This is a genomic window from Chryseobacterium sp. FG46, from assembly GCF_057809135.1.
Genome location: NZ_JBMDJJ010000014.1, coordinates 101,663 through 121,609 on the forward strand (window position 1 = coordinate 101,663; position 19,947 = coordinate 121,609).

At 37.2% G+C, this 19,947-nt stretch carries 21 protein-coding genes; 14 read left to right on the top strand and 7 right to left on the bottom strand.

Annotated features, from left to right (window positions below; translation table 11 throughout):
- Position 1: 1 nt before the first annotated feature.
- Positions 2 to 640, top strand: coding sequence for a DUF2306 domain-containing protein (locus ACODR7_RS12395; protein ID WP_488839392.1), 639 nt, complete (start codon positions 2 to 4; stop codon positions 638 to 640).
- On the top strand, positions 637 to 1,557 hold the full coding sequence (locus ACODR7_RS12400) for a YARHG domain-containing protein (protein WP_488839394.1): 921 nt from the start codon (positions 637 to 639) through the stop codon (positions 1,555 to 1,557). Before ACODR7_RS12395 ends, ACODR7_RS12400 begins: the two co-directional genes overlap by 4 nt.
- 24 nt (positions 1,558 to 1,581) lie before the next feature.
- Here the strand turns inward: ACODR7_RS12400 and ACODR7_RS12405 are convergent, their stop codons facing one another.
- On the bottom strand, positions 1,582 to 1,983 hold the full coding sequence (locus tag ACODR7_RS12405; RefSeq protein ID WP_488839396.1) for a ribosomal maturation YjgA family protein: 402 nt from the start codon (positions 1,981 to 1,983) through the stop codon (positions 1,582 to 1,584).
- A 467-nt stretch (positions 1,984 to 2,450) separates the two neighbouring features.
- Here ACODR7_RS12405 and ACODR7_RS12410 point away from each other — a divergent pair, with 467 nt between their 5' ends.
- Complete coding sequence (locus ACODR7_RS12410) at positions 2,451 to 2,618, top strand: hypothetical protein (protein WP_488839398.1); 168 nt, start codon at positions 2,451 to 2,453, stop codon at positions 2,616 to 2,618.
- A gap of 30 nt (positions 2,619 to 2,648) precedes the next feature.
- Here ACODR7_RS12410 and mutS read toward each other — a convergent pair whose 3' ends face one another.
- Positions 2,649 to 5,240 carry a DNA mismatch repair protein MutS gene (mutS, locus tag ACODR7_RS12415; protein WP_488839400.1) on the bottom strand — a complete coding sequence of 864 codons (2,592 nt, stop codon included), beginning with the start codon at positions 5,238 to 5,240 and terminating at the stop codon, positions 2,649 to 2,651.
- 126 nt (positions 5,241 to 5,366) lie between these two features.
- Between mutS and ACODR7_RS12420 the strand changes: the two genes are divergently transcribed.
- Entirely contained in the window at positions 5,367 to 5,897 is a 531-nt protein-coding gene (locus tag ACODR7_RS12420; RefSeq protein ID WP_488839402.1) for a GNAT family N-acetyltransferase, read from the top strand.
- Between the two features lie 185 nt (positions 5,898 to 6,082).
- Here ACODR7_RS12420 and ACODR7_RS12425 read toward each other — a convergent pair whose 3' ends face one another.
- The gene (locus ACODR7_RS12425; RefSeq protein WP_488839404.1) at positions 6,083 to 6,958 is read right to left on the bottom strand and encodes a cupin-like domain-containing protein; all 876 of its coding nucleotides are present in this window, start codon (positions 6,956 to 6,958) and stop codon (positions 6,083 to 6,085) included.
- A gap of 245 nt (positions 6,959 to 7,203) precedes the next feature.
- Between ACODR7_RS12425 and ACODR7_RS12430 the strand changes: the two genes are divergently transcribed.
- From ACODR7_RS12430 to ACODR7_RS12470, 9 genes are all read left to right on the top strand, one after another.
- Positions 7,204 to 8,082 carry a bestrophin family protein gene (locus ACODR7_RS12430; RefSeq protein ID WP_488839405.1) on the top strand — a complete coding sequence of 293 codons (879 nt, stop codon included), beginning with the start codon at positions 7,204 to 7,206 and terminating at the stop codon, positions 8,080 to 8,082.
- Between the two features lie 151 nt (positions 8,083 to 8,233).
- Entirely contained in the window at positions 8,234 to 8,764 is a 531-nt protein-coding gene (locus tag ACODR7_RS12435) for an RNA methyltransferase (protein WP_488839407.1), read from the top strand.
- Between the two features lie 187 nt (positions 8,765 to 8,951).
- Positions 8,952 to 9,605, top strand: coding sequence for a CBS domain-containing protein (locus ACODR7_RS12440; RefSeq protein WP_047426603.1), 654 nt, complete (start codon positions 8,952 to 8,954; stop codon positions 9,603 to 9,605).
- A 1-nt stretch (position 9,606) separates the two neighbouring features.
- Positions 9,607 to 10,473, top strand: coding sequence for an NAD kinase (locus ACODR7_RS12445; protein WP_488839409.1), 867 nt, complete (start codon positions 9,607 to 9,609; stop codon positions 10,471 to 10,473).
- A gap of 70 nt (positions 10,474 to 10,543) precedes the next feature.
- On the top strand, positions 10,544 to 11,614 hold the full coding sequence (gene fbaA / locus ACODR7_RS12450; protein ID WP_488839411.1) for a class II fructose-bisphosphate aldolase: 1,071 nt from the start codon (positions 10,544 to 10,546) through the stop codon (positions 11,612 to 11,614).
- Positions 11,615 to 11,703: 89 nt separating this feature from the next.
- Positions 11,704 to 12,558 carry an acetyl-CoA carboxylase, carboxyltransferase subunit beta gene (accD, locus tag ACODR7_RS12455; RefSeq protein ID WP_047095043.1) on the top strand — a complete coding sequence of 285 codons (855 nt, stop codon included), beginning with the start codon at positions 11,704 to 11,706 and terminating at the stop codon, positions 12,556 to 12,558.
- 54 nt (positions 12,559 to 12,612) lie between these two features.
- Entirely contained in the window at positions 12,613 to 13,122 is a 510-nt protein-coding gene (locus tag ACODR7_RS12460) for a DUF6973 domain-containing protein (protein WP_488839413.1), read from the top strand.
- Positions 13,123 to 13,424: 302 nt separating this feature from the next.
- The gene (locus ACODR7_RS12465) at positions 13,425 to 14,828 is read left to right on the top strand and encodes a nucleoside recognition domain-containing protein (RefSeq protein WP_488839415.1); all 1,404 of its coding nucleotides are present in this window, start codon (positions 13,425 to 13,427) and stop codon (positions 14,826 to 14,828) included.
- Positions 14,829 to 14,886: 58 nt separating this feature from the next.
- Positions 14,887 to 15,279: a hypothetical protein gene (locus tag ACODR7_RS12470; protein WP_488839417.1), complete on the top strand. Its 393-nt coding sequence runs from the start codon at positions 14,887 to 14,889 to the stop codon at positions 15,277 to 15,279.
- Positions 15,280 to 15,294: 15 nt separating this feature from the next.
- On the opposite strand, the gene ACODR7_RS12475 is transcribed toward ACODR7_RS12470, so the two are convergent.
- From ACODR7_RS12475 to ACODR7_RS12490, 4 genes are all read right to left on the bottom strand, one after another.
- Entirely contained in the window at positions 15,295 to 16,185 is an 891-nt protein-coding gene (locus tag ACODR7_RS12475; protein ID WP_488839419.1) for a ferric siderophore ABC transporter substrate-binding protein, read from the bottom strand.
- 35 nt (positions 16,186 to 16,220) lie between these two features.
- Positions 16,221 to 16,619: an ExbD/TolR family protein gene (locus ACODR7_RS12480; RefSeq protein WP_407848334.1), complete on the bottom strand. Its 399-nt coding sequence runs from the start codon at positions 16,617 to 16,619 to the stop codon at positions 16,221 to 16,223.
- Between the two features lie 11 nt (positions 16,620 to 16,630).
- Entirely contained in the window at positions 16,631 to 17,335 is a 705-nt protein-coding gene (locus ACODR7_RS12485; protein ID WP_047426580.1) for a MotA/TolQ/ExbB proton channel family protein, read from the bottom strand.
- A 168-nt stretch (positions 17,336 to 17,503) separates the two neighbouring features.
- The gene (locus tag ACODR7_RS12490) at positions 17,504 to 17,965 is read right to left on the bottom strand and encodes a hypothetical protein (RefSeq protein WP_488839422.1); all 462 of its coding nucleotides are present in this window, start codon (positions 17,963 to 17,965) and stop codon (positions 17,504 to 17,506) included.
- Positions 17,966 to 18,134: 169 nt separating this feature from the next.
- Here ACODR7_RS12490 and ACODR7_RS12495 point away from each other — a divergent pair, with 169 nt between their 5' ends.
- A complete protein-coding gene (locus ACODR7_RS12495) occupies positions 18,135 to 19,931 on the top strand; it encodes a DUF885 domain-containing protein (RefSeq protein ID WP_488839424.1) in 1,797 nt (598 codons plus the stop codon).
- Positions 19,932 to 19,947 lie beyond the last annotated feature (16 nt).

Consider the following 19,947-nt stretch of genomic DNA (forward strand, 5'->3'; position numbering starts at 1 on the left):
AATGTTATCCGCCAAAAGAAATACTGCCTTTTTCTTTAAAATCCTTTTAGTTTTAGGGTTCGCGTATTTCTTTTGGCTGATGCTGAAAATCACCTTAGAATATATTCCTTTTAATCCTGAAGTCAGCTTTCTGATGATCAAACAGACGGAAGTGGTAGAAAGACCGGAATATCTTTCGTTTTTCTATACTCATGTTTATACGAGTATTTTTGTGCTTCTTTCAGGTTTTATTGCCCTCCTCAGAAAGAATTTTGGTTTAAAAAATTTCCACAGGAATATGGGAACAGTATATATTATTCTCATTCTGATTTTTGCTGCACCTTCAGGTATTTATATGGGCATATTTGCCAATGGAGGCCTTCTGTCGAAGATTTCCTTTGTTATTTTAGGGTTTTTATGGTGGTTTTCAACATTGAAAGCCTATCAGCTGGCCAGACAGAAAAGGTTTAAAGAACATAAGCAGTGGATGTGGCGGAGTTTTGCTTTTACTTTATCTGCTATTACCCTGAGAATGTGGAAAGTAATTATTGTATATTTATTTCATCCCAACCCAATGGACGTTTATCAGATCATTGCCTGGCTGGGCTGGATTCCCAACATCCTTATTATTGAATATTTAATCACAAAAAAACTTATATGAAAATTCTAAATTACACCCTGATTTCCTTGCTGACAGTTTCTCTGTTAAGCTGTAAAAAAGAGGGAAAGACTACTGAATCGGGAAAAGATTCTCTGACCGCAAAGAAGGACTCTGTGGTAATCCCCGAGGTTCACAAAGAATATTACGGAATTTATACTGGTGAATTTGCCGGAATGGAAAAGGTAGTGGACCAAACGGACGGCTCAGAATATGATGTCAATAACTACAAAAGAATTTCTTTAAAGATCAACAGAATCACCAAAGACAGTGTTTACGGACAAAGTATCGTTAATGGTAACCAGCGTCCGTTCAGAGGAGTTTTCAATGAATCAACCGCTTCTTTTGTACTGGATGAACCAGGAAACGATAAAACTGACGGAAGATTTGAAGTAAAATTAAAAGGAGACAGCTTAACCGGAAAATGGAACGCTTTTGATAAAACTTCCGTAAAAGCCCCTTCAAAAACGCTTAAACTTACCAAAAAAGAATTTGTTTATAACCCTAACTTTATGCTGGATAAGGATTCTGATCTGGTAGACTGGTCAAATTCTAAAGAGTTTACCGAAAAATATACAGATGAAGAAACCGGAAAAACGGAAAGTTATAAAACGACTAAAAACCGTTTCGCATCGGAAGCCATCTTCAAACTGAATGCATCGAAGCAAAAACTGACGGAAAAAGACCTTAAAAACTTAAGAAAGCTGGATCTTGAGATCATCAAAAACTCAGTATTTGCAAGACATGGATATTCCTTTAAAAAAGAAACCTACAGGAATTTCTTTGAACAAACAGACTGGTATATTCCTGTTTCTAATAATGTAGACAATGATCTTTCTCCTCTGGAAAAAGAAAATGTAGCTTTACTGAACCGCTTTACCCAATATGCTGAGGATAAATATGATAGTTTTGGGAGATAGAGAATAGGTTTTAGGTAGCAGGAATTAGGGATTAGGGGTTGAGGTTAAGCCATCACTGTTTGTCATTCTTACGATAAGATAGAGAATCAGACATCCTACAGCGTAGCACAGATTATCAATCCACGAGAAAGAATTTCCGATGACAATATACATCAGGCTTCCAGGACGGAAGCCTAGTTTTTCTGCGATATGGAAATATTGTGCAAATTCTACCGCAAAGGAAAAAATCAGAATTCCCAGAATCAGTTTCTGATCATTTACTTTTATAAAACTTTTTACAAACGTGTAAAGAAGCATAACCACAATCACATCCCCAAGATAAGCTCTCACGAAGAAAATATCACTTAGTTTATTGGCAATCAACACTTCTACAAGAAAAATAAATACGGTGAGAAGCAGATACTTCAGGCTGAACTGGAATTTCATTTCAAGTTGGGATTAGGGATAAAAAATCGGTATTTAAGGAACGCCAATTTTATTTTTATAAGAGCAAATATATTATTTCTTTACTTTGATTGTACACCTTATGCCTGCAGTTTCCGTCGTTTTACATTTCTCCCTTCATCAGACAGAGCATTTAAGACATCCTGTACATAATATTCTGATACATCATTCGGATAGATAGCTACTACCGGAGCCGGAAGTACTGAATGGGAAACCTTTATATATTTTTATGAATAATAGACAAACAATGTCAAAACGTGCTGTAATAAAGGCAGGAACGGGTATTACAAATATTGAAATGTATACTTACGAATATAATCATTGTAATACAGGTAAGCGCTTAAAGCACTCTTTTTATTTCCATTAATATATTGTATTAATTTTATCACGATGAATAGAATTATATGAATGATTTTGTATATTTGGGTTGAATCAAAAACTAAATTACCATGAAAAAATCAAACATTCAGAAAAGAAAATTAAACAAAATGGAGCTGAAAAAAATCAGCGGCGGCGCTAACAGGCCTGTCTGCCCAAGAGTAATAAGCTGTACAGATCCTAATACCGGAGAAGAACGGTATGGAGTTCCAGGGATGCAGGATGGATTTTGCTGCTAATACAGAATAACCGTAAAAAAAATGATTGGATTATCCTCCAATCATTTTTTTTATCGCATTCAGCTTCATTAAAGCTTCAATGGGTGTTAAAGTATTGATATCTATTTTCGTCAGTTCTTCACGGATATTCTCCAGAACAGGATCATCCAGCTGAAAGAATGAAAGCTGCATATTCTCTTCTGTCACTCTTTTGATACTCTCAGAAGTACTACCGCTTCCCTGCGTTCTGCTTGCTTCAAGAGTTTTAAGAATCTCATTCGCTCTGTTGACCACTTTGGCAGGCATTCCGGCCAGTTTGGCAACATGAATACCAAAACTGTGCTCGCTTCCACCCGGAACTAATTTTCTCAGGAAAATGATATTTCCTTTGTTTTCCTGAATAGAAACGTGGAAATTTTTCACCCTTTCGAAATTCACTGTCATTTCATTCAGTTCATGATAATGTGTTGCAAATAGAGTTTTAGCCTGCGTTGGATGCTGGTGAAGATATTCTGCAATGGCCCATGCAATAGAAACCCCGTCATACGTGGAAGTTCCACGGCCGATTTCATCCAATAAGATCAGGCTTCGTTCTGAAATATTATTCAAAATATTGGCTGCCTCGTTCATTTCTACCATGAAAGTAGATTCTCCGGCAGAGATATTATCGGTAGCTCCTACCCTTGTAAAGATTTTATCCAGCAATCCGATCTCCGCATGTTTTGCAGGCACAAAACTTCCGATCTGAGCCAAAAGGCATACAATAGCCGTCTGACGCAAGATAGCCGATTTTCCGGCCATGTTAGGTCCTGTTACCATGATAATCTGCTGGGAATCTTTATCCAGGAAGATATCATTCGGGATGTATTTTTCTCCTAACGGAAGGGCATTTTCTATAATCGGGTGTCTGGCTTCTTTTAAATCTATAGCATAGCCGTCATTCAGAACAGGCTTTGTATAACTCTCAGAAACAGCCAGTTCAGACAATCCTGCAGCCACATCAAGTTGGGCAATGATATTGGAATTCCCTTGAATCTGATCAATATAAACCATGGTTTCCGCACATACATTTCTATATAGGGAAGTTTCCAGAACGCCTATTTTTTCCTCGGCTCCTAAGATCTGATTTTCGTATTCCTTCAGTTCTTCGGTAATGTACCTTTCGGCATTTACTAAGGTTTGCTTTCTCACCCAGTCATCAGGTACTTTATCTTTATGGGTATTCCTGACTTCAATATAGTATCCGAAAACGTTGTTAAAATCAATTTTAAGGCTGGTAATCCCTGTTCTTTCAATCTCTCTCTGGCACATTTCATCCAGGAAACCGCGTCCTTTACTCTGAAGGTTTCTCAATCTGTCAAGCTCTTCAGAAACCCCTTCTTTAATGATATTTCCTTTCGCAATACTTACCGGAAGCTCTTCATTAAGGTGATTCTGCAAAAATTTAATCAGTTCTTCAAGATCAAATAAAGGCTCTAACCAAGCCAGCACATCTGCATAAGGGTGCAATAACGCCTTGATTTTATGAATATTAATTAAACTTTGGCGTAAATATCCCAGTTCTTTAGGTGAAATTTTTTCTGCGGCCAGTTTTCCCATCAATCTGTCAAGATCAGAAATGGATTTCAGAAGCTGGCAGATTTCATATTTAAGAGCATCATTTTCATTTAAGAAGTCAATCAGGGAAAGTCTTCTCATAATCTCGTCCACAGATTTTAAAGGAAGAATGATTCTCCTTCTCAATAATCTTCCTCCCATTGGAGTAGAAGTCTTATCAATGATATCCAGCAGAGATTTCCCTTGTGGGTTGCTTGGATAAACGATTTCAAGATTTCTCAGGGTGAAATTATCCATCATCAGATAATCTTCCTGCGGAATGATCTGCAGTTTGGTAATATGGGCAAGCAGATTATGATGGGTATCTTCTACCAGATACGCAAAAATAGCTCCTGCAGCTGTAATCGCCAAGGGAAGATTTTCCACACCAAAACCTTTTAAAGAATTGGTTTTAAAGTGATTGGTTAGTTTTTCGTAGGCAAAATTATACTGGAAAGCCCAGTCTTCAAGCTTAAAGGCATTTTTATTTTTGATCTGATCCGGAATCTGTGTGCTTCTCTGGAAAATAATCTCACTCGGATCAAAGGTATTGATAATGTGCAAAAGCTTTTCCAGGTTTCCTTCACTTACCAGAAACTCTCCTGTAGAAATATCCACTAAAGCAATCCCATACTTCTCTTTTTCTTTGTGTAATGATAGAAGGAAGTTGTTCTTTTTAGAATTTAAAACCTGATCATTGAAGGTAACACCAGGTGTAACCAACTCAGTAACACCACGTTTCACAATTCCCTTCACCATCTTAGGATCCTCCAGCTGGTCACAAATTGCAACCCTCATTCCTGCTCTTACCAGCTTGGGAAGATAAGAATCTATGGAATGATGTGGAAATCCTGCAAGTTCTACACTGCCTTCTCCATTATTTCTTTTGGTAAGAACAATACCCAGAATCTGGGATGTTTTCACGGCATCCTGCCCAAAAGTTTCATAAAAGTCTCCCACTCTGAAAAGTAAAAGCGCATCCGGATATTTACCCTTGATGGTATTATACTGAGTCATTAGTGGAGTTTCCTTCTTCGTTTTTGCCATAGTAAAAAATGAACCCCAAATTTAAAAAAATAAATTCAGGGTAAGGGAATTGTTTGCAGGTTAATCTTCCCGGTTTTTCTTTATCAGTAATTAATTGTACTTTTCACCCATCAAATCACATTATTTATGGAATTTCCTGTCTTAGAGACTGAAAGGCTTATTTTACGCCAGCTAACTTTTAATGATACCCAGGACCTGTTTGAATATTTTTCTCTGGATGAAGTTATGGAATATTATGATCTGGAAACCTTCAAAACAGAAGAAGACTCAATACACATTATCAGGCATTTTAATAGTGAATTCGAGCAAGGAAAGGGTTTAAGATGGGCTCTGGAGCTGAAATGCAATGGAAAAGTTATCGGAACCTGCGGCTATCATAACTGGTACAGAGGGCATTTCCGGGCTGAAATAGGATACGAACTCAATCCCAAATTCTGGCAGCGGTCTTATATGAAAGAAGCCATTCTTCCCATTTTAACCTATGGATTTGAAACCATGCGGCTTCACCGTATAGATGCTTTCATAGACCCTTCCAATATTTCTTCCGAAAGGCTGCTATCTTCTTTAAATTTCAGCAAAGAAGGAACGTTGAAAGATTATTTTTTTGAAAAAGGAAAATTCGTGGATGCAACCATCTTCGGGCTTATTAATAAATAAATCCAAAATCTAACGCTAAGATGCAAAGACAATTGATATTAGCTCTTCTTATTTTCGTTCGCAGGGGCGTTTCACTTAGCAATTGGCGAAATTTCTTCGCTGAGTGAAACGCCCTTGCGAACCTTTATCAGCACCTATCCCTAAGCTTTGCGCTCAATGCGTTAAAATTATCAAATGTATAATGTTTATTTTTTCGAAAGGTGTTTTTCCAAAGCCTCTGAACTTTTCCTATAGGCCCATTTCTGTTTGTAATTTACCCATTTGGCTTTGAAAAGTTTTCGCATCAGCTTATCCGTATACCTCATAATAAAGACATGATACAGCATACTGGCAAAAACATTGGGTTTATTGGGAAGCGCTCTTAGTGAAAGAGAAAAGCCAGGTTCCAGATATCTGTTGAAATGCCAGAATGCACCTGGAATAAAGAGGGCGTCGCCATGCTCCATGAAAATTTCGTATCCCCTGGCATATTTCAGTGCCGGAAACTTTTCGTAATCCGGATTTTCATAATCGATCTCGTAAACGGTGTGTACAGACAAAGGCACTTTATATAAAAAAGGAGACTGTTTCTGGTCAAATAATAAAATTCTTTTCTTTCCTTCGAAATGAATATGCATAAAATCACCAAGATCCACATCATAATGCATTAAAACATGTGCCTCACTTCCCCCGAAGAATAATGTAGGAAGCCTTTTAAAGAACTTTATTCCAAGATCAGGATAAGTGAAGTTTTTAAGAAGCTCAGGAAGCCTGTCCGTAATGATATAAAAGAAGATTCGCAGATCTGAAGGTTTGCTTTTGATGGTATCAATATAGTCCTTCATTTTCATACGGGTAACCGGAGCATCGGAACTTTTGGCAGCATCAGCCGGTTTGTTGTCATACAACGGAACTTCCTGATCTCCTGCCTTTTCTTTGATATAGGCAAGATTCCATTTATCAAAAGCATCCCATCGGCTGGCAAAATTCTTAATCAAAAGAGGTTTCTGCTTTTTAAAATAATTGTTCTGAAAATCTTCTTTACTGATATCATTTACAATATCTACGTTTTCGAGGATCATGTATTTTGTATTTAATGCGAAATAAAAATAGTGTTTTTTTGAAACCTGAGAAAATAAGATTAAAAGAGCCGGAAGCTGGGGGAACGATGCCGGGAGTTAAGATTTGCCTGCAAACGTCTGTAGATCAATCCATAAAACCTTTTTACAGAAAACTTAGACTTCATCTGCTTCAATAGCTTCAGACTTCCATACTTTATTAGCAAAGCTCAGATGAAAAATTTATATTTGTGGTAATAAGTGAATTTATGAGAGTCTACAATACCAAACATTTCATTAAAATCCTTTTCAGTTTACACAAAAGCGATACCTTAAAAATTCTTTTTCCGAGTATGATTCTTGTAGGATTGTACTCCTGGGGAATTCAGTATCTGGAAGTTGAATATTTGCACCTTACCACAAAATCAGGAGTGAGCAATGTAGGTATGATTCATTCTCTGCTGGGCTTTGTGCTTTCGCTTTTACTTGTTTTCAGGACCAATACCGCTTATGACAGATGGTGGGAAGGACGAAAACTTTGGGGAAAACTGGTCAACGATACCAGAAACTTTGCCATAAAAATCAATACTATTCTTGGTGATAACCGCCAGGATGCTGAGCAGATTGCTAGATATTTAAAATATTTCCCGCACTTTTTAGCCAAACACCTTTCCAAGGAATCTACAAGGCTGGCTTTGGATGAAGATTATTCTGAAATTGAAAGTTCATTAAAAAACCATGGTCCAAGCGAAATCATTATCCTGCTAAGCCATAAACTGAATCAATTAAAAAAAGAAGGGAAAATTTCTGAAGTTGAAATGCTGTACTTAGATACCCAGCTTTCCGGGTTTTTAGATGTTTGCGGAGGCTGTGAGAGAATTAAAAACACCCCGATTCCTTACTCCTATTCTTCTTTCATCAAAAAGTTCATTATTCTGTATGTTTTTGCGCTGCCCATTGCTTACGTTATTACGATTGGCCTTTTTATGATTCCGCTTACTGTTTTTGTCTATTATGTTTTGATGAGTCTTGAGCTTATTGCAGAAGAAATTGAAGACCCTTTCAACAATGATGAAAATGATATTCCTATGGAGGCTTTAGCTCAGAATATTGAGAAGAATGTGCATCAGATTATGAACAGAAAATAAAACCTTGTCTAAATGTTTCTGTCTATATTTTGACCCCAAAAAACTATTTACTACTTTTGAATTAAGATACCGGAAAATGTCTTAATACTTATAAAAATAGCAAAGACAAAGGTCAGTAAAAAGAAAAAATAATCTCACAAATAATATACAATTGGTACAGAAACTAAAACTGGAAGAACTTAACAGAATAGATGTAGAAACATTTAAGAAGGTTGAAAAAATTCCGTTGGTCATCATTTTAGATAACATCAGAAGTATGCACAATGTAGGTGCGGCCTTCAGAACAGCAGACGCTTTTTTAATTGAAAAAATAATCCTTTGCGGAATTACACCACAGCCACCCCACCGTGAAATTCATAAAGCGGCATTGGGAGCAACGGAAAGCGTAGACTGGTCTCATGAAACTGAAACCAATACAGCTATTGCAGACCTGAAAAGCAATGGGTATGAAATCATCGGGATTGAGCAGACTACCGGCAGCCAGCTTATTACGGATTTTACCATTGACCGGTCAAAAAAATATGCTTTGATCTTAGGAAACGAAGTGGAAGGAATTAGTGATGAAGTACTTCCCAATATTGATGTATTTTTAGAAATTCCTCAGCTTGGAACAAAGCATTCTCTTAATGTAAGTGTGTGCGCCGGAATTGTGATGTGGGAATTTGCAAAAGCATTAAAATAAAAAAACTGCATATGTCCTTAGTAGACAGTGCAGTTTGAAATAAATCTAATAAAAAGTAAAAATGAAAGGCGACAAAGGTACTTTATTTTTTTTTACAAACAAATTTTGACAGCATTTTTTTTGTTTCATCTTAAAAAAAGTCGGGTTTTCAGAAAAAGTTTCGTTTAATTTTTTATAAATTAGCACAATGTTTATCAAGGACTATATCTCAAAAGACTTTCCATGTTTTAGCCTTTCTGACTCCATAGAGTCGGCCAGAAACATATTGGAAGATTTCGGATATTCCCATGTTTTCATCAAAAAATCTCATCACTTCTACGGAGCTATTGCAATGGACTTTCTGTATGAGGAAGATGGCGGAACACTGAAGGATCTGGAGCACCAGATTGAACGGTTTGCGATTCTGGAGGACAACAATGTTATGGACAGCATCCGTCTGTTTTATACTTTCAGCTCCAATGTGATTCCTGTGATTAATAAAAATGAAAAATATCTGGGGTATATTACCTGTGAAGATGTTTTTCAGGACCTTTCCCGTTATCCTTTATTTTCAGAAACAGGAGCCATTCTTACCGTAGAAACTCCGGCCAGAAAATATTCAATGACGGAAATCACCAATATTGTAGAAAGCAACAACTCAAAGTTTTACGGAGGATTTATAAGCTTTATGTCTGAGGAGGTAGTTCAGGTCACAATAAAGATCAGTAATGAAAATCTGGCCTCGATAGATGCTACATTTGACCGGTATGATTACAGAATTGTTGAAAAATATTATTCTGATGAGAAATCCGATCTGTTTAAAGACCGTTATGGTTTTTTACAAAAATTCATAGAAATATAACATGAAGGCAGCCATATATTCTCAGAAAAAAGATCTTGATACTTTTTTATATTTAAGTAAGTTTATCTCTGAACTTGAAGCAAGAGATGTAAAATCTGTTCTGTATGATGAAATGGCTGAAGCTCTTCAGTTTTCAAAAATATTCGAAACTTTCAACTCTAAGCAGGATCTTCTGGATAAAGAAGTGGATCTTTTCTTCACTTTCGGTGGAGACGGAACGATTGTAAATTCTTTAACCTTCATTGAGGATCTTGAAATTCCGGTGGTAGGAGTAAATACAGGAAGACTTGGATTTTTGGCCTTTTTCACAAAAGAAGAAGCTTTTAAAGAACTGGATTCCATTTTAAAAGGCGATGTAAAAACAAGCCGCCGTGCTGTAATTGAGGTTGTTTCGCCCAAACTGGAAGGAGCTTTCCCTTATGCACTAAACGACGTTACTGTTTCCAGAAAAGAAACAACATCAATGATTACAGTAGATTCTTATATCAATGATGAGTTTCTGAATGTATTCTGGGGTGACGGTGTGATTATTTCAACACCTACAGGTTCTACTGCTTACTCTCTGAGCTGCGGAGGACCAATCATTTCTCCTAATAACGAAAATTTTGTCATTACTCCCATCGCTCCACACAATCTGAATGTGAGACCTTTAGTAGTAAACGATAAAGTAGAAATAAAATTCAGGGTGGAAAGCCGTGTACCACAATACTCTCTTTCTTTAGACTCCCGGCTGATACACATAGAAACCGATAAGGAAATCATCATTAAAAAGGCAAAATTCCAGCTTCTTCTGGTGCAGCCCAACAGTTTGAGTTTCTATGAAACCATCCGTCAGAAGCTTCTATGGGGCCGAGATAAAAGAAACTAGTAATTTCTTAAAAATGATTACCTTTACACGAAATTAAAACACCTAATAAATTTATAATAAAAAGTAAAACATGAGCAGAATTTTTCCGGCAGGAGTTGCCACAGGTCAGTTAGTTACTGATATCTTTCAGTATGCTAAAGAAAACAAATTTGCATTACCTGCAGTAAACGTAATTGGATCCAGCAACGTAAATGCTACAATGGAAACTGCAGCAAAATTAAACGCTCCTGTCATTATTCAGTTTTCAAATGGAGGAGCTGCTTTTAATGCAGGGAAAGGATTAAACAATGACGGGCAAAAGTCTGCAATCTTAGGAGCAATTGCCGGTGCAAAGCATATTCACACTCTGGCTGAAGCTTACGGAGCAACTGTAATCCTACACACAGACCACTGTGCAAAGAAATTACTTCCCTGGATTGACGGATTGATGGATGCTAACGAAGAATTCTTCAAGCAGACAGGAAAATCTCTTTACTCTTCTCACATGTTAGACCTTTCTGAAGAATCTTTAGAAGAAAATCTTGAGATTTCAGCTCAGTATTTCGAGAGAATGGCTAAGCTTCAGATGACTCTTGAAGTAGAAATCGGGGTTACAGGAGGTGAAGAAGATGGTGTTGACAACTCAGACGTTGATAATTCTAAATTATATACCCAGCCTGAAGACGTAGCTTATACTTATGAAAAATTAAAAGCTATTTCTGATAACTTCACAATCGCTGCTGCCTTCGGTAACGTACACGGAGTTTACAAGCCTGGTAACGTAGTTCTTACCCCGAAAATCCTTGACAATTCTCAAAAATATGTTCAGGAAAAATTCGGAACATCTGCTAAACCTATCAACTTTGTATTCCACGGAGGTTCAGGATCTACTTTAGAAGAGATCAGAGAAGCTATCGATTATGGAGTAATCAAAATGAATATCGACACTGACCTTCAGTTTGCTTACACAGAAGGGGTAAGAGATTATATGGTTAACAATATTGAATATTTAAGAGCTCAAATCGGAAACCCTGAAGGAGAAGAAAAACCTAACAAGAAATTCTACGACCCAAGAGTCTGGGTAAGAAAAGGTGAGGATACATTCTCTACAAGATTGGTGAAAGCATTTGAAGATTTAAATAACGTAAATACTTTAAAATAAGAACTGTAAATTTGTACCAATGTAAAAAGTATTCATAGAAATACATTTACATTGGTACATTTTACATTTATACATTAATACAAACAAAAATGGCATTCGACTGGTTTAAAAGAAAAGCAAAAAACATTACCACTTCTACTGATGAGAAAAAGGACGTTCCCAAAGGGCTTTGGCATCAGACTCCATCCGGAAAAGTAGTGGAACATGATGAACTAAAGAGGAATAACTATGTTTCTCCTGAAGATGGATTTCATGTGAGAATAGGAAGTGCAGAATTTTTTGACATCCTTTTTGACGGTGGTAAATTTACCGAACTGGATGCCAATGTTGAAAGTATTGATATCTTAAACTTCAAAGATACAAAGCCTTACAAAGACCGTTTGAAAGAAGTAAAAGCTAAAACAAAGCTTACAGATTCTATCAGAAATGCTGTAGGAACCGTAAAAGGAACTGAAATGGTAGTTTCTTGTATGGATTTTGCTTTCATCGGTGGATCTTTGGGTTCTGTAATGGGAGAAAAGATCAGAAGAGCAGTAGACTACTGTATCAAGCATAAACTTCCGTATATGATCATCTGTCAGTCCGGAGGAGCAAGAATGCAGGAAGCCACTTACTCGTTGATGCAGCTGGCAAAAGTTCAGGCTAAATTAGCTCAGCTTTCTGAAGCTGGACTTTTATACATCGCTTACCTTTGTGATCCTACATTCGGAGGAATTACAGCTTCTTTCGCAATGACTGCCGATATCATTATGGCAGAGCCGGGAGCACTGATCGGTTTCGCAGGACCAAGAGTCATCCGTGAAACAATCGGTAGAGACTTACCGGAAGGATTCCAGACATCAGAATTCTTACAGGAAAAAGGATTTGTAGATTTCATCGTAAAAAGAACTGAAATTCAGGATACTGTAGCAAAAACAGTCAATTTATTAGCTGTAAAAGCATAGTATCTGTAACAAAAACAATACAATCTCTCTCTAATTAGGGAGAGATTTTTATTTATGAGGACTTTTAAGATATTTTTCAATACCATCAGAAGTATGAGTTTTAAAAAGATTATCCGTCTTTTATCACTTGTCCTTCCCCATCCTCTTTTCGCTTTACTCAGTTTTTATGCCACGGTAAAAGCATTTACCATTGCACAGAAAAAATTTCCTGAAACAGCCTCCAATAACGGAATTGGAAACGCTTTCAGACACGCACTTTGGTGCTGCTTTATTATGATGTACTGCTGTAAAATTTCTTCTCCTAAAAAAGTGCTGGATTTCTGCAAAAGAATAACAGATATGCACGAAGAACTTTTCCCTAATGAACCTTTGGAAACCAAAATGGATCTCCATAATAATAAAATCGGAATGGATTATTTTATGGAAATTCTCCCGGGAATTCACCGCCAGTTTTTTGAAAAAAGCTTCTTTGTAGATGCGTTAATCAAAAAAATGGATGATGCTAAAGTGCTGAAAAATCTCGATGATGATTTTGAAGGACATCTTGTTTACCTGGAAGAGTAAATTATTTTTATTTTAAACGCTAAAGATCGCAAGGAAAATTTAAAAACTTAATGCATATTTTCGGTCGCAAGGGCATTTCATTCAGCAATATTCCTTAAATCAAGGCCTTTTGCTTAGTGCTAACGTCTTCGCGAACGAAAAAATCATACTTTATCATTAAAAACCTTTGCGTGCATTGCGTTAAAATGGCTTTAAGGTCTAAAACTATCATTAATTCTATTTCGCAAAAGAATAACAAAAGACTTTAGTTATTTTTGTGGTTTGAAGTATTTTTGATAAGTTTAACCAATTAAATCAATCAGATGGTTCTCAGCAGAATTTGGTCGGCTTTCATTATCATTGCCATTGCCATTGCCAGTATAAAATACGTATCGTCAGGTCACTACAAAACCATCTTCAATGATATGGTGGTAGGAAAAGGAGGTGATACAGTGAAGATTGCATCCCAGCCTATGAACAGCCTCTCTCCTCTTGTAAGAGACAGCCTGATGAAAAAGAATGATTTCGCAGACAGCAGAATTCACTATAAAACAGATTCTTTAAAACAGAATGTAAATGTTTATCGCGTTCAGGAAGCTGACGGAGTCATCGGAACCTCTGAAACTGCGGTGAAGATCTGTCTTGGTCTTATAGGAATCATGACCCTTTTTATGGGATTCATGAGTATTGCTGAAAAAGCAGGAGGGATTAACCTTCTAAGCCGTCTGATTCAGCCCTTTTTCTCCAAATTATTTCCTGATATTCCTAAGAATCACCCTGCTTTCGGGCATATGCTGATGAATTTCAGCGCTAACCTTCTGGGACTGGATAATGCTGCTACTCCTTTTGGACTTAAGGCAATGGAAAGTCTCCAGACCCTAAATCCCAATAAAGATACCGCCAGCAATTCACAGATTATGTTCCTCTGTCTTCATGCCGGAGGAATGACGTTGATCCCGGTCTCTATTATCGCCATCAGAGCCTCTATGGGATCAAAGACCCCTACAGATATTTTCCTGCCATGTATGATTGCAACTTTTGCGGCTACACTGGCTGCGATGATTATTGTTTCTTTATATCAGAAAATCAATCTTCTTCGCCCTGTAGTAATCGCTTATGTAGGGGGAATTTCAGCCCTTATTGCTTTATTGGTATTGTATCTGGTACAATTGAGCAAAGACGAACTGGATGATTTCAGTAAAGTATTAAGCAATGGCCTTATTCTCTTTATTTTCCTTGCGATTGTATTGGGAGCTGTTTATAAAAAAATCAATGTTTTTGATGCTTTTATTGAGGGTGCAAAAGAAGGTTTCACCACCTGTGTTAAGATTATTCCTTATCTGGTTGGAATGCTGATTGCAATTTCGTTATTAAGAACTTCCGGTGTATTCGATGTAATCATTGACGGCATGAAATGGGTAGCCAACGTTGCCAATATGGACCCGAGATTTGTGGACGGACTTCCGACAGCCCTAATCAAGCCTTTATCCGGTTCCGGAGCCAGAGGAATGATGGTGGACACGATGTCAACATTTGGGGCAGATAGTTTCCAGGGAAAACTGGCAGCGGTACTTCAGGGAAGTTCAGATACGACATTTTACGTAATTGCAGTATACTTTGGTGCCGTAGCCGTTAAGAATACAAGATACACGGTAATTGCCATGCTTCTGGCCGATTTAGTCGGTGTTATCACTGCAATTGCATTAGCTTATTTGTTCTTTGCTTAATGAAAAGATGCTGTTTGAACAATGCTATTAACTTTAAACATTAAAATTTAAATCCATTATGATCACAGATAAAGAATTTACCCTAAGACTCATCCGTCAATTAACCCAGGCTTTGGAAAAACTTATTCTGGATAAACCTGAAGAAAGTTTAATGCAGAAAGAGCTGGATTTTGATACGTTGATGAGAGATATTTTCAAGATGAGTTTTACAGAGGTTTCTTCTAAAACCAAGGAAGAAATAATTGCCATCGTTAATGAAAGACAGGAAAGAGATCACAAAGATTATTATGAAATGTTGGGAAATCTTTTCTATTTCAACAGCAAACATGAAAATAACAAAGATTTTCAGGATAAAGCAAAGACATTCTATGAGCTGTATCTTCAGACCAGTGGAATCTTTGCACTCCCAATTATCAACAGAATAAATGAATTAAAAAAAGCACTTGAATAAAGTGCTTTTGTATTTTTAGAATGTAATTTTATAAGTTCCGGTGGAAGAAGTATTGGCTTTCTCTGCCTTTACATACTTCTTAACCCAGGCCACAGATGTAGATGCTACACAGGGGTCTGAAACACCTCCGGCTCTTCTTGCAGATACTACATTTCCTGCTTTATCTACGGTATAAGCAATGGTAATTGATCCACTTGCCGTACAGCTGTGAGAAGGCTGCGCTCCTCCTCTTCCCATTGTTCCGGGAATATAGCCTACCAGTTTTCTATCGATTCCTACTTTACTGTCTCCGTTTCCGTCACCACCTAAAGGATCTCCTGCATTTCCAATCCCCTCGCCTGTTCCCTGGCTTCCGGCTTTGGTTCCTCTTCCTTTGATCAGGTTTCCGATAGCAGCATTTCCTTTTCCGTCTCCATTTCCTGTTTTTGAGTTAGCTGTAGCTGCTCCTGATTTTTTGGTATTTTTTGAAGCACTCGCGCTGGTTGCTTCTTTTTTCTCAGCTTTTTTGGATTCCTCTTTTTTAGGAACGGTTGTTTTTGAATTATTTCCTGTAATGACCTTCTCTTTAACCTCAGTTTTCTTTGGTTCCGGAGTAGGAGCTGGTTCTGGTTTTATAACTGTTTTTGTTTCCGGAACCGGAGTTTCTGCGGGTTCTGGTGTTACTTCTTCTGTTGCAGCGGCAAGACTTCCGGGTTGTTCCGCAGGTTCTTCAACCCCTTTCCCGTTTCTGTTGTCTCCGAAGTTGACCAGCATGGTAGTAACCACTTCAGGATCTTTGTCCAGTTCAGGTTTTAATTTATACAAAAAAACAAAAAGCAAAATAGCAGCCCAGATGAGAATAGAAAGCAGTGCACTCTTTACTCTATCTTTGTTTTCTTCGTTTCTGTTTGCTGTATAGCTTTTCATCTTAAAACGTAATTCTTTCCGGAAATCCGGATCTGTTATTTATCTTTAACGGTTGCAATGGCAATGTTAAATTTATATTTCTCAGCAATTTCCATTACAAAAACTACATCTTTATGCAATGTGTTTTCATCAGCCCGGATCGTAAATGATTTATTAGGCTGGCTGGCTAATTTATCTACAATAATTTTCTCCAGTTCTCCTCTATTTACAGGATTGTCATCCACAAAGAATGAACCATCCGGTTTGATACTTACCGTCACAGGATTCGGAATATTATCATCAACTGCTCCGGCTTTCGGCAGATTCACATCAATAGCGCTTTGATTGGCAGCTGAAGAAGTGATCATAAAGAAAATCAGCATCAACAGGATAACGTCTGTCATCGCTGCTAAACTGAATTCCGGATTTGCTTTATTTCTTCTTTGAATTTTCATTGTAAGAAAATTTATAAAGGTTTGTTGATAAGGTCTAAAAATTCTCCTGACATATTCTGAGCTTTCAGGACAAATTTATCAATCCTTGTCAATAGAATATTATAACAGAAGTTGGCGGGAATCGCTACAGCCAAACCTACAGCGGTCTGCCCTAAAGCGGTATAAATACCTTCTGAAAGTGTTTTTGGAGAGAATGATCCTGTTGCGTGGGAAAGATTAAAGAAGGCAATAATCATCCCGATTACCGTTCCTAAAAGTCCCAACATGGGTGCGATACTTGGTACTACAGCCAAAAGGTTCAGGTTTTTTTCCATATTGGCAACCTCTACCTGTGCCTGCGATTCCATAGCACTTACAATATCAGAAACAGGACGTCCTAATCTTGAAATTCCTTTTTCTAAAATTCTTCCTTCAGGAGAGTTCTGGGTTTTGCAGTAATCTGCTGCTGCCTCTATTTTCCCGGCCTTGATGAAGTCTTCGATATTGTTCATGAAGTTGGAATCTGTTTTTGATGTCAGCCTTTTGATAAAGAAAAACCTTTCAAAAAACAGATATAGAGAAAATACTCCCAACAGTAACACAGTGACCATCACTATTTTAGCAAAAGCTCCTCCGTGGAACATAATCTTCCAGAATGAGAACTCTAAGTTGTCTGCAGCAACTGCAGGGGTAGCGATTTGTGCAAATAAAATCTGAGAAAGTTCCGTTAACAGCATTAAATGTAAATTTTATTAAATTTCAACGACAAATGTAGGAGAATATTATGAATTGAACTCTTAAAAATTGCTTAAAAACAACTTAAAATTTGTTACAATTTTACAAACAGCAAATTTCTTTCCAAAATTATTTGAAAAGAAATCCGGTAGTAAGAATAAAGGTATCGGCTAATCTTCGTCTACCTCAATATCATCCTGCTTAAATTCGCATTTTAATCTAAAAGGAATCGGTGTATCTGATCCGGTATAGAAATCATCAATGGTTCCTTTCCAGATCACCTGAAGCTCCCCTTCTTCATTTTTTTCAAAAAGAAGCTCATTGTCATAGATATAGGCATCTTCGTCATCGAAAAGGTCTACTTCTGTGTAGGTTTCTTCTTCAGAATCATTGATTTTGATAGTTTTTCCTTCTATTTCCGGCGACTCGATAGGGAAATCGAAAACTTCAAGTGAAAGCTGCGGAAAGTTGTATTGTAATGAATCATCATCCACGTGATCCAAGCTGTCATCCGTAATCACTTCAACCTCTAAAAGGTGTTGTTGGTTGCTGTAAACTGCCTTACAATAAGTATTTCTGATATTGTATTTTAGCGTTTCCTCCGGATGGTAAATTTTTAAAATCCCTTTCATTTTTTCTTAAAAAAGAACTGTAATAATATGATTGCTAAATGTTTTAGACAAAGATAAAAAATTGATTCAAAGTTAAAAGGATTTTGAAAATAATTTTTTAAAATCAATGCAAACAATAAGACTGAATCTCCTAATAATACTTACTTTTGTTTTCATAAAGATTCTGAAAATGAAAAACATTGTATCAAAAAGTATTCTGGGATTAGGATTGATGATCGGTCTTGCATCCTGCAAAAAATCGGACTCTCCCCTTACAAAAGTGACACCCAGCAATCTGGATTCTATCGCTTCCAACTATTATGAGCAGTACCTTAAACTATATCCTTTAGATGCTACAGCACAGGGAGATACAAGATATAACGACCAGCTTCCTATTAATATTGATAAAGATTTTATCTCAGGAGAAATAGCATTCTACAATTCTGTGCAAAAACAGCTGGAACACGTAGATTATAAATCCCTTTCTGATGAAGATAAGGTAGTGTATGATGTTTTGGATTATACTTTAAAAGATAAAACTGAGGCCTATGCCTACCATCCGGAATACATCCCTTTTACTCAATTTGGAGGACTTCCGCTTACTTTTCCACTGTATGGAAGCGGACAGGGCAATCAACCTTTTAAAACAGAAAAAGACTACAGCGACTGGCTGAAAAGAATGGAAAAATTCCCGGAGTGGATGAATGCTGCAGCAGACAATTTCCGCGAAGGAATCAACAATAAGGTTGTACTTCCTAAAAAACTGGTTGTCAAGATGATTCCTCAAATGAAGGCGGAAGAAATCACAACGTCTGATATGGAAAAAAATATTTTCTACGGACCTGTTAAACATTTCCCTAAAAACTTCACAGAAGCTCAGAAAGAAAAATTCTCGGCACTTTATAAAGAGGCTATTACCAAAAAAATCATCCCTGCTTATACTAAAATGGGAACATTTTTAGAAAAAGAATATCTTCCGAAAGCAAGAGATACAGACGGATACAACAGTCTTCCCAACGGAAACGAGATCTACAACTATTATGTAAAAAGCTGGACAACCACTAAAAAATCTCCTGAAGAAATTAATAAGATCGGACTTCAGCAAGTAGCTATGCTTCGTGCAGAAATGGAAAAAGTAAAGCAGCAGGTAGGTTTTACAGGAACTCTTGAAGATTTTATCACTTTTGTTAAAACGGATCCAAAGGCAATGCCTTATAAAACGTCTAAAGAGGTTTTAAATGCATTTAACGGGGTCTTAACTAAAATCACTCCGAAGCTGAAAACAATGTTTAATGTAACACCTAAAACAAAGTTTGAGATCAGACAAACGGAGAAATTCAGAGAAGCGAGTGCCAGTGCAGAATATATGCCGGGAACTCCGGATGGTAAAAGAGCTGGGATATTTTATGTCCCCTTACCCGACCCTGCCAAATTTAATGTTACTTCAGGAATGGAGTCTCTTTTCCTTCACGAAGCCATTCCGGGGCATCACTATCAGATGTCTCTTCAACAGGAAAATACTAAACTTCCTAAATTCATGAGATTCGGATGGCTCGGAGCGTACGGCGAAGGATGGGCACACTATTGCGAAACATTAGGACCTGAATTAGGGCTGTATACGGATCCTTATCAGAAAATGGGTTACCTGAGCGATCAGATGCTGAGAGCGGTAAGGTTGGTTGTAGATACCGGAATTCATACAGGAAAAATGACACGGGAACAGGCCGTAAAGTATTATCTCAGTAATATTTCCGATTCGGAAGAAAATGCGGTCTCTGCCATTGAAAGATATATGGCAGTTCCCGGCCAGGCTTTAGGTTACAAAATTGGTTCTTTGAAAATATTGGAATTACGAAGTAAATATCAAAAGGAGCTAGGCCCTAAATTCAATCTGGCAAGCTTCCACGATGAAGTGTTAAGCCAGGGATGCCTTCCTCTGGATGTTCTGAACAGAAAAATGGAGCTTTGGGCTCAAAAACAAAAATAAATTTACACTAATAAGG

What these genes read in the sequence shown, in the direction of transcription:
- ACODR7_RS12475 (WP_488839419.1), bottom strand. Translation starts at nt 16,185, where the DNA reads ATGAAAAGCTATACAGCAAACAGAAACGAAGAAAACAAAGATAGAGTA.
- ACODR7_RS12430 (WP_488839405.1), top strand. Translation starts at nt 7,204, where the DNA reads ATGAGAGTCTACAATACCAAACATTTCATTAAAATCCTTTTCAGTTTA.
- accD (WP_047095043.1), top strand. Translation starts at nt 11,704, where the DNA reads ATGGCATTCGACTGGTTTAAAAGAAAAGCAAAAAACATTACCACTTCT.
- ACODR7_RS12395 (WP_488839392.1), top strand. Translation starts at nt 2, where the DNA reads ATGTTATCCGCCAAAAGAAATACTGCCTTTTTCTTTAAAATCCTTTTA.
- ACODR7_RS12425 (WP_488839404.1), bottom strand. Translation starts at nt 6,958, where the DNA reads ATGATCCTCGAAAACGTAGATATTGTAAATGATATCAGTAAAGAAGAT.
- mutS (WP_488839400.1), bottom strand. Translation starts at nt 5,240, where the DNA reads ATGGCAAAAACGAAGAAGGAAACTCCACTAATGACTCAGTATAATACC.
- ACODR7_RS12480 (WP_407848334.1), bottom strand. Translation starts at nt 16,619, where the DNA reads ATGAAAATTCAAAGAAGAAATAAAGCAAATCCGGAATTCAGTTTAGCA.
- ACODR7_RS12445 (WP_488839409.1), top strand. Translation starts at nt 9,607, where the DNA reads ATGAAGGCAGCCATATATTCTCAGAAAAAAGATCTTGATACTTTTTTA.
- ACODR7_RS12470 (WP_488839417.1), top strand. Translation starts at nt 14,887, where the DNA reads ATGATCACAGATAAAGAATTTACCCTAAGACTCATCCGTCAATTAACC.
- ACODR7_RS12400 (WP_488839394.1), top strand. Translation starts at nt 637, where the DNA reads ATGAAAATTCTAAATTACACCCTGATTTCCTTGCTGACAGTTTCTCTG.
- ACODR7_RS12465 (WP_488839415.1), top strand. Translation starts at nt 13,425, where the DNA reads ATGGTTCTCAGCAGAATTTGGTCGGCTTTCATTATCATTGCCATTGCC.
- ACODR7_RS12460 (WP_488839413.1), top strand. Translation starts at nt 12,613, where the DNA reads ATGAGGACTTTTAAGATATTTTTCAATACCATCAGAAGTATGAGTTTT.
- fbaA (WP_488839411.1), top strand. Translation starts at nt 10,544, where the DNA reads ATGAGCAGAATTTTTCCGGCAGGAGTTGCCACAGGTCAGTTAGTTACT.
- ACODR7_RS12440 (WP_047426603.1), top strand. Translation starts at nt 8,952, where the DNA reads ATGTTTATCAAGGACTATATCTCAAAAGACTTTCCATGTTTTAGCCTT.
- ACODR7_RS12405 (WP_488839396.1), bottom strand. Translation starts at nt 1,983, where the DNA reads ATGAAATTCCAGTTCAGCCTGAAGTATCTGCTTCTCACCGTATTTATT.
- ACODR7_RS12420 (WP_488839402.1), top strand. Translation starts at nt 5,367, where the DNA reads ATGGAATTTCCTGTCTTAGAGACTGAAAGGCTTATTTTACGCCAGCTA.
- ACODR7_RS12410 (WP_488839398.1), top strand. Translation starts at nt 2,451, where the DNA reads ATGAAAAAATCAAACATTCAGAAAAGAAAATTAAACAAAATGGAGCTG.
- ACODR7_RS12495 (WP_488839424.1), top strand. Translation starts at nt 18,135, where the DNA reads ATGAAAAACATTGTATCAAAAAGTATTCTGGGATTAGGATTGATGATC.
- ACODR7_RS12490 (WP_488839422.1), bottom strand. Translation starts at nt 17,965, where the DNA reads ATGAAAGGGATTTTAAAAATTTACCATCCGGAGGAAACGCTAAAATAC.
- ACODR7_RS12485 (WP_047426580.1), bottom strand. Translation starts at nt 17,335, where the DNA reads ATGCTGTTAACGGAACTTTCTCAGATTTTATTTGCACAAATCGCTACC.